This is a genomic window from Actinomyces bowdenii (assembly GCF_017592395.1).
In the GTDB taxonomy this organism is placed as follows: domain Bacteria; phylum Actinomycetota; class Actinomycetes; order Actinomycetales; family Actinomycetaceae; genus Actinomyces; species Actinomyces bowdenii.
In genome coordinates this window covers 60,468-74,674 of record NZ_JAGFOU010000014.1, presented here as the reverse complement: position 1 = coordinate 74,674, position 14,207 = coordinate 60,468, and the positions used below count along the sequence as shown (strand labels likewise).

Here is a 14,207-nt window from a genome sequence, read left to right as displayed (position 1 = left end):
GGGTCACCGCCACCTGGGCAAGCGTAACGAGACAGGGGCCCTGCGGGCAGCGTGTCAAAAGACGGAAAAGCCCTGCGCGGTGTAGAAACGCGCACAACTGAGCAGAGGCCCGGGAGGCCCCCGGCCCCGCCGGCGCCGCATGCGATACTTCGCTCAGCGCGTGCAGGTCTGTGATCTTGTCCCGTCCTGACGGTCTTGGGCCGCTGCTCATGCGATTCTGGTGGTCCGGCTGCGCCTCGGCGCACTGGGACAGACATCGACAGAAGACACCCAATGACTGCAACCCGGGCCCCTCGCCAGGGTTGGTGCCCATGTCCGCGAACATAGGAGATCCGCGTCGTGAGACGTATCTTGAGCGCGATCGTGACCGTCCTCGGGCTGGTTGCCATTGCCCTGGCCGTGTGCTCCGCCACCATCTGGAAGCCGAGCTCCACGGTCGAGGCCTCACTTGCGCAGAGCCCGAGCCAGCCCTACGTCGTCACCGAGCCCGGGGTGCTGGGGACCGTCGGCTCCGACGTCACGGTCACCGCCACGGCCGAGGGCGGGCAGGAGGTGCGCGTCATCGTCGCCCGCGCCACCGACGTCCAGGCCTGGCTGGCCACCGACCCCTACGTGTCCGTCACCGGGCTGTCGGCCGATGCCTCCACCCTGGAGTCCACTGAGGTCACGGAGAAGTGCGAGGCCGAAGCCGCGGAACCCGCCGATGCCTCCGGGCAGGACGCCCAGGGCGGCTGCACGCCGCGTGAGCCCTCCGGCGTCAACCCCGCCGACTCCGATCTGTGGATCACCGAGCACACCGGCTCGGGCTCGGTGACCTTCGAGCAGTCCGCGGCCGATGGGCAGATCGTCGTCATGGCCGTGACCGATGGCACGGCCAGCGCCCCGAGCCTGACACTGAGCTGGCCGAGGACTGTGGAGACCCCTTGGTACTTCTACGCCGGCCTGGTCCTGGGAGGCCTGCTGGTGCTCGTGGGCGTCTTCCTCTTCCTCATCGATATCCAGATGCGCCACGCCGACGCCCAGCGCCGCACGCGCGCCGCCGAGCGGGCCGCGCGCGTGGCCCGGGCCGATGGCGTGGCCACCGCCAGCATCCCCCAGCTCGACGACCCCGACCGGCAGCTGACCCGTCGCGAGCTGCGCGACAAGGAGCGGGCCGAGAGGATGGGCGAGGAGTGGATCGACCCGCGCACCGGGCGGGTCCACCGCGGAGGCGTCGAGGCCCCCGACGTGCCCGCCGCCCCCGCGGGCCTGCCGGAGCCGGGCGCTCAGGGCGCCCCGTGGCAGCCCACTGACAGCCGGGGCCGCACGGACGGCGAGGTCGGCGCGGCGCGCGGGGCCGCGGTCGTGCCGGGACTGGACGAGGCCACCACCCAGGCGCACCGCGCCACCCGCGACCTGGGCGGGCAGCCCGCCTTCTCCGTCAGCCCCACGGGCGGCATGGACGCCAGCACCGCGGAGGTCCCCGCCTACCAGGACGAGATCCACGGCGCCCCGCCCGCAGGCAGCGGGGACGGGCAGGACCGCTCAGGCCCGGCCGCCCCCTGGGCGGGACCCGACCGGGGCGCCGGGATGCATGCCGCATCCGAGGCGGATCCGAGCGCTGCGCAGGCCTTCTCCGGCCCGCAGGGCCACGATGGCGCAGACCCGTGGCATCAGGGCGGCGCTCAGGGCTGGGGCCAGCAGGTGCCCGCCTCCTGGGGCCAGGACCTGGGCCATCAGGGGCTCGCGGAGCCGGCCGCACCGGCCGCACCGGCCGGCCCCGCCTTCCCTCAGGGCGCTGCGGCCGAGCCGGGCTGGGAGCAGCCCCGGCCCGATCAGCACGACCTCCCCCACTGGGCCGGCCAGGCCCCGCAGAACTGGGGTGACCAGGCGCAGCAGGACTGGGCCGGCCAGGCCCCGCAGGCCACTGCCGGGCCCACCGCCCCGGCTGCCTTCGAGGCTCCCTTCTCCGGCTCCGACCACGCCACCCCCGCTCGCCCCGGCCTGGCCGTGCCCGAGCAGCCCTCCGCTCCCGCCCACCCCGAGGCGCCGGTGACGCCGTCAGTGCCGGCGATGCCGGGAACGGCCCAGGACGCCTGGGCGGGACCGGGCGGGCAGGCCGGCCCGGGCTGGCCCGCGGCCGACCTCGCCGCGCCGGCCGGGCCCGCTGGGGGCCAGGAGCCCTCCGGCCTCGGCGCCCCCTCTGCCGAGCAGCCCGCCCCCGGGGGGCCCGTCCCCTCGGCGCCCTCCAACCCCTACCTGGGTGCCGCACCGGCAGCGGGCGGCCCCGCCGCAGCCGCGGCCCCCGCGGGCCCGGTCCAGCAGGGGGCCGTGCCGGACCCGCAGGCCGGCCGGCCGACGCCCTTCCCTGAGGCCCCCAGGACGCCGGCAGCCCCCCTCGGGGCCGCCGAGGCCGGAGCGCAGGTCGAGGACTACCGGGTCTCCGAGGAGGAGATCAGGGCGGCCAACGCCGTGCCCCTGTCAGCCACCAATCCCACTCATGAGGAGCGCCCCTGATGACCAGCCGTCGAGCCTTCCTGGCCGGAGGGACCGTCTGCGCACTGTCCCTCACCCTGGCCGCCTGCTCGCAGGACAAGCCCACCGCCACCACGCCGACCGCCACCGGCAGCGCCGCAGCCGAGTCCGTGCTCAGCCCTGAGAAGCTGACCGCCGTCCTGGAGCGCATCAAGTCCGGCATGGACGCCGCCGACGCGGAGAAGAAGCCCGAGCTGCTGGCCGGCTACGCGGAGGGGCCCGCCGTGCGCGTGCGCACCGCGGAGTACGCCCTGGCCAGCGCCACCAAGGATGATGCGCACATCCAGGTGCTGCCCGCCACCACCAGCCAGACCAGCTCGGCGGGCGTGACCCTGGACTTCCCGCGCGTGGCCATCAATGTCACCGATGCGCCGGCGGAGAAGATCGCGCCCTTCCTCATGGCATTGCGCCAGAACAGCGCGCGGGACAACTTCCAGCTGTGGGCCTGGGTCCAGCTCTTCCCCGGTGTCAAGGTCCCGGCCATCGACTCCCCGCTGTCGGGCACCGAGCAGGTGATGGCCGACAGCGAGGGCCTGGCGGTCACGCCCCAGGCCGCCCTGGACGCCTACGTCGATGCGCTCAATAACCCCGACGGCGACAACGGCAAGGCCTTCGCCGATGACCCGCTGCGCCAGCAGGTGGCCGCCCAGCGCGGCATCGACTTCGGCGAGCTGGGCCAGGTGACCGTCACGGCCGCCGCGGGCTCCGACGGGTTCCTGGGCCTGCGCACCGACGACGGCGGTGCCATCGTCGTGACCACCCTGACCTACGCCACGCTCTACAAGCGCACCGTGGACGGCGCTGATCTGAAGATCGAGAGCCACCCGGGCGCCCTGCTGGGCGACAACACCTCCGTCATCGGCACGGTGACGGCCACCTATGAGGCCATGGTCGCCTTCTCCATCCCGCCGGAGGGCGGGCAGGGCGGCGCCATCGCCCTGGGTGCGGACACGATCCTGGCCAAGGTCGAGCGCGACGACTCCCAGGCGCCGGCGCCCACGGCCACCCCCACCCGCTGATCGCGGCCCCCGGGCCGCGCAGGCGAACCATCCGCAGAGATTCCGCACAACCGTCAACGGGCCCAGCCCGAGGAAGGCCGTCATCCATGAGCATGTTCGGTGCCGTCGACCTGTCCACCCTCGCCCCCTCCACCGCTCCGGGCGGGGGTGCGGCGGCACCGGGCAGCCGTCCCGGCGGCATCCCCGGGGCCAGTGCCTCCGGGGCCAGTGCCTCCGGGGGCCTGCCCGCCCCGCTCATCGTGGATGTGGATGCCACCACGCTGCGGGACGTGGCAGAGATCAGCACGCAGGTACCGGTGCTCCTGGTCCTGCACAGCCCCCGCAGCCAGGCCGCCACCGACCTCGTCGCGCTCCTGGAGCGCCTGGCCCGGGACTACGGCGGGCGCTTCCAGCTGGGCCGTCTCGACGTCGACGCCGCACCCGAGGTGGCCCAGGCCCTCCAGGCCCAGGCCGTGCCCGCGGTCATGGCGCTGCTGGCCGGCCAGCCCGTCCCGATCTTCCAGGGGACGGCGCCCGAGGAGGAGCTGCGCTCCGTCATCGACCAGCTGCTCCAGCTCGCCGCCAGCAATGGGGTCACCGGCACGATCGCCGTGGACGGCACCGGCCAGGCCGAGCCGGACGAGGAGGAGAGCGAGGTCGAGAAGGCGGCCCGGCAGGCCATCGAGGCCGGCGACTATGCGGCCGCCGAGGAGGTCTACGACCGCGCCATCAAGCAGGCCCCGGGCGATGACCAGCTCAAGGCGGCCCGCAGCCAGGTCCGCTTCCTGGCGCGCACCGACGGCCAGGACCCCGCCGCGGCCCTGGCGGCCGCCGACGCCGCGCCCCAGGACCTCCAGGCGGCTCTGGCCGGGGCCGACGCCGCCCTGGCCCTGGGGGATGCCAATGCTGCCCTGGTGCGGGCCCTGGAGGCCGTGCGCTCCCACACCGGTGAGGAGCGGGAGACCGCGCGCCTGCGCCTGCTCGAGCTCTTCGACATCGTGGGCGCCGGCTCCCCCGAGGTCGCCCGGGTGCGACGCATGCTCGCCACCATCCTGTACTGACCCTCGACTGGCCGCCCGCCCTGCGCCACCTGCACTGCGGTGCTGAAGGGGGCCGGGAGCGGCCGGGCGCCTCGGGGCGCTGAGGGCCCGCGGGCAGGCGCAGCGCAGGCTGCGGGCACGGCGAAGGGCCGTGGCGCGGATCGCGCCACGGCCCTTGCGCATCCCCGGCGGCTGCTCAGCCGTCGGGGCACTGCGGGTCGCGGGTCAGCCGATGGGGGCCGGCTCGATCCTCCACACCTCGCGCGCGTAGTCATCGATGGTGCGGTCGGAGGAGAAGCGCCCCGAGCGGGTGATGTTCACCCAGGCCTTGCGGGCCCAGGCGCGCTGGTCGGCGTAGTCGGCGGCCATGGCGTCCTTGGCGGTGCGGTAGGCCTCGAAGTCGCCCAGCACGTAGTAGACGTCGGCGGGCTCGTAGGAGTCCTCCAGGAGGCTGCGGCGCAGGTCGGCGAACCAGCCCGAGCCGTTGTCGTCCAGGGTGCCGTCGGTGAAGGCGTCCAGCACCCGCTTGAGCCCGGGCACGGACTCGTAGGCGGCCCGGGGGTCGTAGGTGCGGCGCAGCTCGGGCAGCTCGTCCTCGGTGGCCCCGAAGATGTAGGCGTTGTCGTGGCCCACCGCCTCCAGGATCTCCACATTGGCGCCGTCGAGGGTGCCCAGGGTCAGCGCGCCGTTCATCATGAACTTCATGTTGGAGGTTCCCGAGGCCTCCTTGCCCGCCATGGAGATCTGCTCGGAGACGTCGGCGGCGGGGATGATGTGCTCGGCGGGGGAGACGTTGTAGTTGTGGATGAAGACGACCTTGAGGGTCTTGGAGACCACCGGGTCGTTGTTGACCAGCTCGGCCACGGCGTTGATGAGCTTGATGATGCCCTTGGCCCGGATGTAGCCGGGGGCGGCCTTGGCCCCGAAGATGAACACGCGCGGCGGGACCTCCATGCCCGGGTTGTCCTTCATGCGGAAGTAGAGGTCCAGGATGTAGATGGCGTTGAGCAGCTGGCGCTTGTACTCGTGGAGGCGCTTGATCTGGACGTCGAAGATCGCCCCGGGGTCGATCTCGATGCCCTCGCGGTCCTTGACCCAGGCCGCGAAGTCCACCTTGTTGGCCTGCTTGACCTGGGCGAGCCGGTCCAGGACGGCGTCGTCGGCGGCATCGGTGTAGTCCGCCAGCACGGACAGGTCCTTGACCCAGGCGTCGGAGCCGGTGACCTCGTCCAGGAGGGCGGACAGGCGCGGGTTGCACTGGCGCAGCCAGCGGCGGGGGGTGACCCCGTTGGTCTTGTTGTTGAAGCGCTCGGGCCAGATCGCGTGCCAGTCCTTGAGGGTCTCGCGCTTGATGATCTCGGTGTGCAGCGCCGCCACGCCGTTGATGGAGTAGGAGGCGTAGCAGGCGATCCAGGCCATGCGGACCTTGTCCCCGCTGATGGGGGCCATGTAGTCGATGACGGACTGCTCGATGCCGCGGTCGGCCATCTCGGTGCGGAAGCGGCGGTCGATCTCGCGCACGATCTCCATGATGCGCGGGAAGAGCCGCTCGAAGATGGAGATCTCCCAGGTCTCCAGGGCCTCGGCCAGCACCGTGTGGTTGGTGTAGGCGAAGGTGCGGGTCACCACCGACCAGGCCTCCTCCCAGCCCAGGTGGTGGACGTCCATGAGCAGGCGCATGAGCTCGGGGATGGCCAGGACCGGGTGGGTGTCGTTGAGCTGGATGGAGTTGAGCTCGGCGAAGCCGCGCAGATCGGTGCCGTGGACCTGCACGTAGTTGTCCACGATCTCCTGCAGGGAGGCCGAGCAGAAGAAGTACTGCTGGCGCACCCGCAGGACCTTGCCCTCGTAGGTGGTGTCATTGGGGTAGAGGACCCGGGAGATGTCGGAGATGCGCTCGCGCTCGACGATGGCGTCGGTGAAGCGCTGGGAGTTGAAGGCGTCGTAGTCGAACTCCTCGACCGGCTCGGCCTTCCACAGTCGCAGGGTGCCCACGTTCTTGGTGCCGTAGCCGGTGATGGGCATGTCGTAGGGCACAGCGCGCACCGTCATGTCCTGGTAGCGCACCAGGCGCTGGTCCTCCTCGTGGCGGATGACGAAGGGGTAGCCCTCCTCCATCCAGGGGTCGGGGTGCTCGGTCTGGAAGCCGTCGTTGAACAGCTGCTTGAACAGCCCGTAGCGGTAGAGGATGCCGTAGCCGGTCACGGGCAGGTCCAGGGTGGCGCAGGAGTCCAGGAAGCAGGCGGCCAGGCGGCCCAGGCCGCCGTTGCCCAGGGCGGCGTCGGGCTCCTGCTCCAGGACATCGGTGAGGTTGATGCCGAAGGCCTCCACGGCCTCGCTGGCCTCCTGGACCAGTCCGAGGTTGGTGAGGTTGTTGAGCAGGGCGCGGCCCATGAGGAACTCGGCGGAGAAGTAGTGCTCCATGCGCCCGGCGCGGTACTTCTGCTGGGTGGCGTACCAGTCCTCGGCGATGGCGTCGATGACGGCGGCCGACAGGCCCTGCCAGACCTCCATGGGGGTGGCAGCGGCGGCTGGGCGACCGGAGACGGCGCGCACCTGTCCAGGCACACTCGTGACCAGGTTCTGTGTCATGGCTTCTTTCCTCATGAGGCAGCACGTTCACCGACTGCAAGATCCTTGCAGCGGTATGAAACAAGCGTACATCGCTGCGGCACGGGCCCCCGACGCGCAGGGCGGGGAAGGCCACGCGCCCGTGCGAGACACCGCCAGACTACCGGTTCGGGCTGGACTGTGCTGGACCATGGTCCCTGGACGAGCCCGGGCAGGGACCATGGTCGGCTCTTGGTGCCCGCCTCATGCGACGCATCTCGCCCGCGGACGGGCGACGGGCACGGTCAGGCACGGCGCTGCCGAGGGCACTGCCGACAGGTGCCGGGCTGCACACAGGCAGGTGGGGGCCTACCGGATCACCGGCAGGCCCCCACCGAGGCTCTCGCCCCGGGGTCGGGGTGAGAAGCGGGCGGTCAGCCCCGCGCCGCGGCTTGTCCCTGCTCGTCCTTGCTGGGCGCGGTCTGCCGCCTCAGTCCCGAGCGGGGCGCAGGAAGACCGCGCCCATGGGGGGGATGCGCAGGCGCACTGAGGCGGGGCGGCCGTTCCAGGGCAGCTCCTCGGCCTCCACGTGGCCCAGGTTGCCGACCCCCGAGCCGCCGTAGAGCTCGGAGTCGGTGTTGAGCACCTCGTCCCAGCTGCCGGCGAAGGGCAGGCCCACCCGGTAGCCCTCGTGGGGGGTGCCGGCGAAGTTGACCACGCAGACGATGAGGTCCTCGCGGTTGTCCGCATCACTGCCCTTGCGCAGGTAGGACAGGACGTTGTGGTCGCCATCGCCGGCCTCGATCCATGAGCCAATATCTTTCATGGCTTCCTTAAGCGTGGTCTGGCCTATCCGGCGATCCTTCTCGTCCTTGAGGGTGGCGTTGAAAACTCAGTCCAGGCATTATCTCAGCACGCTTCGCTACGATCCGTCGAGGTTCGGTCATCATGCCTGTTCAGATATTCCGATAACTGGTCTGAGGTGTATTGTGGCTCGATCGGAGAGAAATGTCCTTTCCTTCCGGAAATGAGATAGTTGCGTGCTGCTTTATCGATGGCCTCGCGCGCCAGGGATGTGTGAATGTGATCAGCCATCGCATATCACACCACCGTCTTGGTCGCGCAGTCCAGGACGGTGGCAGGCAGACGAATCCCACCCAGATGCGGATGTGGTGACGTCTCCCTCCCATGGCGACTCCCAGTGCCTTGGCGGCGGTAGTCCCTGCGCATGAGGTCGGATCTAGCCCCTAGGTCCTCCGGGTAGTGGCCTGCACTTTTCGGCGCGGATGCGCGGCAATCAAGTCGGCCTGACACATGAGGCAGTGCACCGTGCCGCAGGCCGCACTCACGCCGTGACGTCCCGAGCCGGCGGTGATGCGTCGGTAGCCGTAGGTCCTATCGGAGGCATTGACCTCGGTCTCAATCATACTGTCATGCTCCTTGTGCTCATATGCGCCGCATATACCAACCCCAGCGCGCTCGGTCAGCATATATAACCCGCTTCTTTCAGTCGTGTCGACACCACTATGTCTTCACCGGGCTAGAAGTCGCTCCAGTGTCTCGGCGTCGACAAAGCTCGTGTGCGTCCCAAGGCTCCCGCATGCCCAGGCTCCGCCTACCGCACCCGCGTGGGCGGCCCTGGAGATATCGCCGTGCTCCAGATAGTGGCACAGAAAGGCCGCCACGAAACTATCGCCAGCCCCGTTGCTATCCACGACCGGACGATCGGCGATGGAGATCGGACTGATCCGCAGTGGCGACTCGTTCGACCGTCGCCATGCACGGGCCCCTTCGCTCCCGGCCATCACCACCACGAACTGGGCGCGCCCATGGGTGAAGATGTCTGCGACCACTCCGGACTCGTCCGTCAGTGCCGCAGCTGATACGAAGACGTAGTCGGCGCCATAGGCAAAATCTCTGTGATACTCGGCAACACCATCCCAGTCGTGCAGGTCGGTCGACGTCGATCGACCTGCGGCCACAGCATCCCGCAAGGCGTACCTCGCCCAGTTCATGATAGAGATGTGCACGTGGCGGGATTGCTCGATGCCCTCGCGCCACAGCGACGGATCGGGAATGAGATCGCACGGATGTCGCGGATCGTACAGAGACATGCGCTGCCCCTTCTCGGTCACCAGATTCACCGAGCGTCGCGTTCCGCTGGCGTGTGTGACGAATGTCGTCGAGATTCCAGCGGCTGAGTAAACGTCCCGAATGAGCCGACCTTCAGCGTCATCGCCGATCACGTCCGCCACGGCGGAGACGCGGCCAAGCGCATGGACACCGAGGGCCACTCCGTTACCCGTGTGACCCACGACGGTCACGATCGGAGGGACCATCATGGAATCGACAACAGGGAGGGGCAGGGATTTTACTTGGACGATGTGATCGACTCCCACGCCGCCCACCACAAGAACATCTGTCTGAGTCATTGTCTGTCTATTCTCCTTCCGTGAGTTCAGATCAACCAGGGCTTGTCATGCCAACTCTATCCTCGACGACCACCTCATTCTGGCAAACATGCTGTCGCGAACAGTGACGCCGCACGGTGATGCCCATGTCTTGGGCCACGGCCACGGCCAGGGCGCCGATAGTGGCGGGCTGGTCAACCACCACCAGCACCTGCCCCCTTTTGCCTGTAAGCACTGGTAGGGCTCGCGCAGCCGGTCCTTGTCGTTGGGCAGGCCTTGCCAAGGACCTTCTGCCCGTCCCGGCTCAGGGCCGTGGTCCAGTGGTCGGTCCTGCCGACGCCCGGTGCCGATGAGGGCCGCGAGGCCCTCGATATCAATCTCTCCTGCTGCCTCTGGGTTGAGCGGGTGCTGGCCAGCCGGTGGGCGACCGGTCCCGCACCCACGTGTGCGTTAGACCTCGCACGCGGTGGGTCGTTCCCCCTATCAGTGGTTACCAGCGCCCTGCTGCCGTGGGTGACAACACCCCCTGGATCATTGGCGACAGGGGAAAAACAGCATGCCCGCAGCAACCGGCCCAGCCCGAACCACCTGGGACTACCAACAAGGTAACGGGCCCTTCCCGACCGCGTGGCAGTACTGCAGCCCGGGTCCCTCAGCGCTGAGCACCGAGGAGCCGGGTGAGGTTCGCCGAGCGCGCAGGGACAGCCCCGGGTCGCACCGTGCCGAGGGCACTGTCAAGGAGGCCTTGGCCAGGGCGGGCGCCGGATAGCGCACGGCCCCGGGTGACATCGTCAAACCCGGGGCCGCTGCGCCCTCAGCCGCAGGAGGCTGTCAATGCAGCATCAGTCCCTGCTGGGGCGCAGGAAGACCGCGCCCATGGGGGGGATGCGCAGGCGCACTGAGGCGGGGCGGCCGTTCCAGGGCAGCTCCTCGGCCTCCACGTGGCCCAGGTTGCCGACCCCCGAGCCGCCGTAGAGCTCGGAGTCGGTGTTGAGCACCTCGTCCCAGCCGCCGGCGAAGGGCAGGCCCACCCGGTAGCCCTCGTGGGGGGTGCCGGCGAAGTTGACCACGCAGACCATGAGGTCCTCGCGGTTGTCCGCATCACTGCCCTTGCGCAGGTAGGACAGGACGTTGTGGTCGCCGTCGCCGGCCTCGATCCACTCGAAGCCCCGGTGGGAGAAGTCCTCGGCCCACAGGGCGGGGGAGTCCTTGTAGAGGCGGTTGAGGTCGCCCACCAGGGCGAGCAGGCCCTGGTGGCCCGGGTCGTCCAGGATCCACCAGTCCAGGGAGTGGTCGGCGTTCCACTCCGCGCCCTGCCCGAACTCCTGGCCCATGAACAGCAGCTGCTTGCCCGGGTGGGACCACTGGTAGGCGTACAGGGCGCGCAGGCCCGCCAGCTCCTGCCAGGCGTCGCCGGGCATCTTGGACAGCAGCGAGCCCTTGCCGTGGACGACCTCGTCGTGGCTCAGCGGCAGGATGAACTGCTCGGAGAAGGCGTAGACCAGGGAGAAGGTCAGCTCCCCGTGGTGGTAGCGGCGGTTGACCGGGTCCTCGGCCAGGTAGCGCAGGGTGTCGTTCATCCACCCCATGTTCCACTTCAGGCCGAAGCCCAGGCCCCCGTACTCCGTGGGCGCGGTCACCCCGGGCCAGGCGGTGGACTCCTCGGCGGCCATGAAGATGCCGGGGCACTTGCGGTAGGCGGTGGCGGTGGACTCCTGCAGGAAGCTGATGGCCTCCAGGTTCTCCCGCCCGCCGAACTGGTTGGGCCGCCACTGGCCGTCCTGGCGCGAGTAGTCCAGGTAGAGCATGGAGGCCACGGCGTCCACGCGCAGGCCGTCGATGTGGAACTCCTGGAGCCAGTACAGGGCGTTGGCCACCAGGAAGTTGCGCACCTCGTTGCGCCCGAAGTTGAACACGTAGGTGCCCCAGTCGGGGTGCTCCCCGCGCTGGGGGTCGGGGTCCTCGTACAGGGGAGTGCCGTCGAAGCGGGCCAGGGCCCACTCGTCCTTCGGGAAGTGGGCGGGCACCCAGTCCAGGATGACGCCGATGCCGGCCTGGTGGAGCTGGTCCACCAGGTAGCGGAAGTCGTCCGGGGTGCCGAAGCGCGCCGTGGGCGCGTAGTAGCCGGTGACCTGGTAGCCCCAGGAGCCCCCGAAGGGGTGCTCGGCCACGGGCATGAACTCCACGTGGGTGAAGCCGGCCTCCTTGACGTAGGGCACGAGCTCCTCGGCCAGGCCGCGGTAGCCCAGGCCCTGGCGCCACGAGCCGATGTGCACCTCGTAGATGCTCATGGGCCCGTTGTGGGGGTTGGTGGCGGCGCGCCGCTCCATCCAGTCGGCGTCCTGCCACTGGTGGACGGCGTCGGTGACCACCGAGGCGGTGGCCGGGGGGACCTCGGAGGCCCGCGCCATGGGGTCGGCCTTCTGGTGCCAGGAGCCGTCGGCGAAGCAGATCTCGAACTTGTATCGGGCCCCCACGCCCACGCCGGGGATGAACAGCTCCCAGACCCCGGAGGCGCCCAGGGAGCGCATGGCGGTGGCGGTGCCGTCCCAGTAGTTGAAGTCACCGACCACGCGCACGGCCCGCGCATTGGGCGCCCAGACGGCGAAGGCGGTGCCCTCGACCTCGCCCATGGGCCCCGAGTAGTGCTTGACGTGGGCGCCCAGGACCTCCCACAGCTCCTCGTGGCGGCCCTCGGAGATGAGGTAGGTGTCCATCTCCCCCAGGGTGGGCATGAAGCGGTAGGGGTCGTCGACGGTGGTGGTCTCCTGGCCGTAGGTGACCTCGATGCGGTAGTCGGGGATCTCCTGGCCGGGCAGGAGGGCCACCCACACCCCGTCCTGCTCGTGGGTGGCGGGGTAGGAGCCCTCGGTGGTGACGATGACGACGGCGTCGGCCAGGTGGCGCACGGTGCGCACGGTCACGCCGCTCTCTCCCACATGGGCTCCCAGGACCTCGTGGGGGTTGTGATGGCGGGCGCTGGCGATGTCGGCCAACTGCCAGGTGTCGACCGGGACGGGGGCGGGGGCCTGCGGGGCCTGGGGGGTGTCGGCGGGCTCGGGGGCCTTGGAGTCTGTCATGCGGCAACTCTTCCATGCGAGGGCGGTCAGGGTGGGGGTTTGGACGGCGGTCGAAGGAGTCCCTGCTCAGGGTGCATCGCGGTCGCTGGGCGCCTCCCATGATACCGGGGCGCCCAGCCGCGCCCCGGGGGGCTCGGCGGTCAGCGCGCTGATGCCCGCCACGGGGATGCCCAGCCAGTCGGGGCGGTTGCGGGCCTCGTAGACGGCCTCGTACAGGGCCTTGTCCAGCTCCAGGCAGGTCAGGAGCACGGTGCGCGCCCGGCGCTCCTCCGCCCCGCGCGCGGGGCGCTCGGCCTCGTATCCCCGGGTGAAGGACCCGCGCACCGCGGCCAGCCAGTCGGGGCGGGCGGCCCGGCCCACGGCCGCGGCGTAGTCGAAGGAGCGCAGCATCCCGGCCACGTCCCGCAGGGGCTGGTCGGGCCGGCTGCGCTGGGCCAGGGGCCGCAGCGGCTCTCCCTCGAAGTCCAGGACGTACCAGCGCTGGGCGCCCTCGACCTCGTGCAGGACCTGGCCCAGGTGGTAGTCGCCGTGCACCCGGGTGGCCGGCTCCAGGGCCTCCAGGGTCCCCAGGGCCGCCAGAGCGGCCTGGATGCGGTCGCCGAGGCCGGGCAGGCGCTCGGCCAGCTCGGGGACCTCGGCGGTGGCCCACTCGGCCCGCTCGCGCAGGGCCGCGGCCAGCTCGGCGGGGCTCTGGGCCCGGTCGGCTCCCAGGGCCGCGGCCAGGTGCGCGTGCATGTGTGCGGTGGTGCGCCCCAGCTCCTCGGCCAGCTCCTGGGCCCGGCGCCGCACCGGCCCCGCGCCGTCGTCCTGGGAGGCCAGCTCGCAGAACAGCTCGAAGCCGTCATCGGCGCGAGGGATGAAGGCGCAGGCCACGGCCGAGTCGGTGGTGGCCCGGGAGCCGTCGGGCCGGGTCCAGGACAGGGCCGACCAGGCCACGGGACGGCGCACCCGGTCCCAGCCGTCGCGGGCCAGGGCCACCGAGACCTCCACATCCGGGTTGCGCCCATGGGCCAGGACCCGCAGGAGCTTGACGATGAGATCGCCGGTGGCGGCGTCCTGGGGCCCGCCGGCCTCCTGGGGCCCGGCGGGGGCGGGGAGCACCACCGAGGTGTTGGACTGCTCCCCGGTGGTCACCCGCAGGCGGCCGGCCCGCTGGGCGATGGCCCGGGCCCCCTGCTCATCGAGGACCGTGCCGTCCTCCAGGGCCCCGGCTGCCCAGGCGCGCCAGAAGGCCGGGTGGTGGGCGCCGTCGACCAGCGCGACCGCGCCCCGCGGGGACTGGGCGATCAGCCCGTGGCTGCCGGGGGCCTGACCGGGGGTGGAGAAGCCCTCCAGCGCCCCGGCCTCCTCCAGGACCAGGGGGACCTGCATGATCACCGGCTCCCGCCCGCCCTCATCGCCGCGGGGGGCCGCGATGAGCAGGTTGCGGACCCCGGCGGCGGGCTCCCAGGAGGCCACGATGCTCAGGGATCCGGGGGCCGGGGCGGCGGCGCCCTTGAGGGGGAACCAGCGCCGCTGGAGCAGCCAGGGCCCCAGGGCCTCCAGCAGGGCGGCGTCCTGGGGCCAGGCCAGGGCCCCGGTCTCAGGGGGCTCGGGGGCCGCCGGCGTCGTCAT

At 71.0% G+C, this 14,207-nt stretch carries 8 protein-coding genes and 2 pseudogenes; 3 read left to right on the top strand and 7 right to left on the bottom strand.

The features are described 5' to 3' along the window. The first annotated feature begins 339 nt into the window (after nucleotides 1-339). The 3 genes from J5X07_RS07700 to J5X07_RS07690 all read left to right on the top strand — a co-directional run bounded on the left by J5X07_RS07700 (nucleotide 340) and on the right by J5X07_RS07690 (nucleotide 4,573). Nucleotides 340-2,496, top strand: a complete 2,157-nt coding sequence (locus tag J5X07_RS07700; protein WP_208479270.1) for a hypothetical protein — start codon at nucleotides 340-342, stop codon at nucleotides 2,494-2,496. Then, nucleotides 2,496-3,533, top strand: coding sequence for a DUF8094 domain-containing protein (locus J5X07_RS07695; protein ID WP_341769432.1), 1,038 nt, complete (start codon nucleotides 2,496-2,498; stop codon nucleotides 3,531-3,533). Before J5X07_RS07700 ends, J5X07_RS07695 begins: the two co-directional genes overlap by 1 nt. Nucleotides 3,534-3,619: 86 nt before the next feature. Beyond that, the gene (locus J5X07_RS07690; protein WP_208479268.1) at nucleotides 3,620-4,573 is read left to right on the top strand and encodes a tetratricopeptide repeat protein; all 954 of its coding nucleotides are present in this window, start codon (nucleotides 3,620-3,622) and stop codon (nucleotides 4,571-4,573) included. A 204-nt stretch (nucleotides 4,574-4,777) separates the two neighbouring features. On the opposite strand, the gene J5X07_RS07685 is transcribed toward J5X07_RS07690, so the two are convergent. From J5X07_RS07685 to J5X07_RS07660, 7 genes and pseudogenes are all read right to left on the bottom strand, one after another. Next, entirely contained in the window at nucleotides 4,778-7,144 is a 2,367-nt protein-coding gene (locus tag J5X07_RS07685) for a glycogen/starch/alpha-glucan phosphorylase (RefSeq protein ID WP_208479266.1), read from the bottom strand. A gap of 448 nt (nucleotides 7,145-7,592) precedes the next feature. Beyond that, nucleotides 7,593-7,910: pseudogene (locus J5X07_RS07680) on the bottom strand (alpha amylase C-terminal domain-containing protein); the annotation flags it as partial. Between the two features lie 439 nt (nucleotides 7,911-8,349). Beyond that, complete coding sequence (locus J5X07_RS07675) at nucleotides 8,350-8,529, bottom strand: hypothetical protein (protein ID WP_124934841.1); 180 nt, start codon at nucleotides 8,527-8,529, stop codon at nucleotides 8,350-8,352. A 105-nt stretch (nucleotides 8,530-8,634) separates the two neighbouring features. Beyond that, nucleotides 8,635-9,534 carry a carbohydrate kinase family protein gene (locus J5X07_RS07670; protein ID WP_124934842.1) on the bottom strand — a complete coding sequence of 300 codons (900 nt, stop codon included), beginning with the start codon at nucleotides 9,532-9,534 and terminating at the stop codon, nucleotides 8,635-8,637. Between the two features lie 112 nt (nucleotides 9,535-9,646). Beyond that, nucleotides 9,647-9,890 (bottom strand): annotated as a pseudogene (locus tag J5X07_RS12980) (IS110 family transposase); the annotation flags it as partial. A gap of 465 nt (nucleotides 9,891-10,355) precedes the next feature. Next, nucleotides 10,356-12,593, bottom strand: coding sequence for a 1,4-alpha-glucan branching protein GlgB (gene glgB / locus J5X07_RS07665; RefSeq protein ID WP_208479262.1), 2,238 nt, complete (start codon nucleotides 12,591-12,593; stop codon nucleotides 10,356-10,358). A 66-nt stretch (nucleotides 12,594-12,659) separates the two neighbouring features. Next, nucleotides 12,660-14,207 (bottom strand): phosphotransferase, encoded by a 1,548-nt coding sequence (locus tag J5X07_RS07660; RefSeq protein ID WP_124934453.1) that lies wholly within the window; start codon nucleotides 14,205-14,207, stop codon nucleotides 12,660-12,662.

Bases quoted from the DNA above. Each gene is read 5' to 3' on its own strand.
- J5X07_RS07675 (WP_124934841.1), bottom strand. From the start codon at position 8,529: ATGATTGAGACCGAGGTCAATGCCTCCGATAGGACCTACGGCTACCGA.
- glgB (WP_208479262.1), bottom strand. From the start codon at position 12,593: ATGACAGACTCCAAGGCCCCCGAGCCCGCCGACACCCCCCAGGCCCCG.
- J5X07_RS07695 (WP_341769432.1), top strand. From the start codon at position 2,496: ATGACCAGCCGTCGAGCCTTCCTGGCCGGAGGGACCGTCTGCGCACTG.
- J5X07_RS07670 (WP_124934842.1), bottom strand. From the start codon at position 9,534: ATGACTCAGACAGATGTTCTTGTGGTGGGCGGCGTGGGAGTCGATCAC.
- J5X07_RS07660 (WP_124934453.1), bottom strand. From the start codon at position 14,207: ATGACGACGCCGGCGGCCCCCGAGCCCCCTGAGACCGGGGCCCTGGCC.
- J5X07_RS07685 (WP_208479266.1), bottom strand. From the start codon at position 7,144: ATGACACAGAACCTGGTCACGAGTGTGCCTGGACAGGTGCGCGCCGTC.
- J5X07_RS07690 (WP_208479268.1), top strand. From the start codon at position 3,620: ATGAGCATGTTCGGTGCCGTCGACCTGTCCACCCTCGCCCCCTCCACC.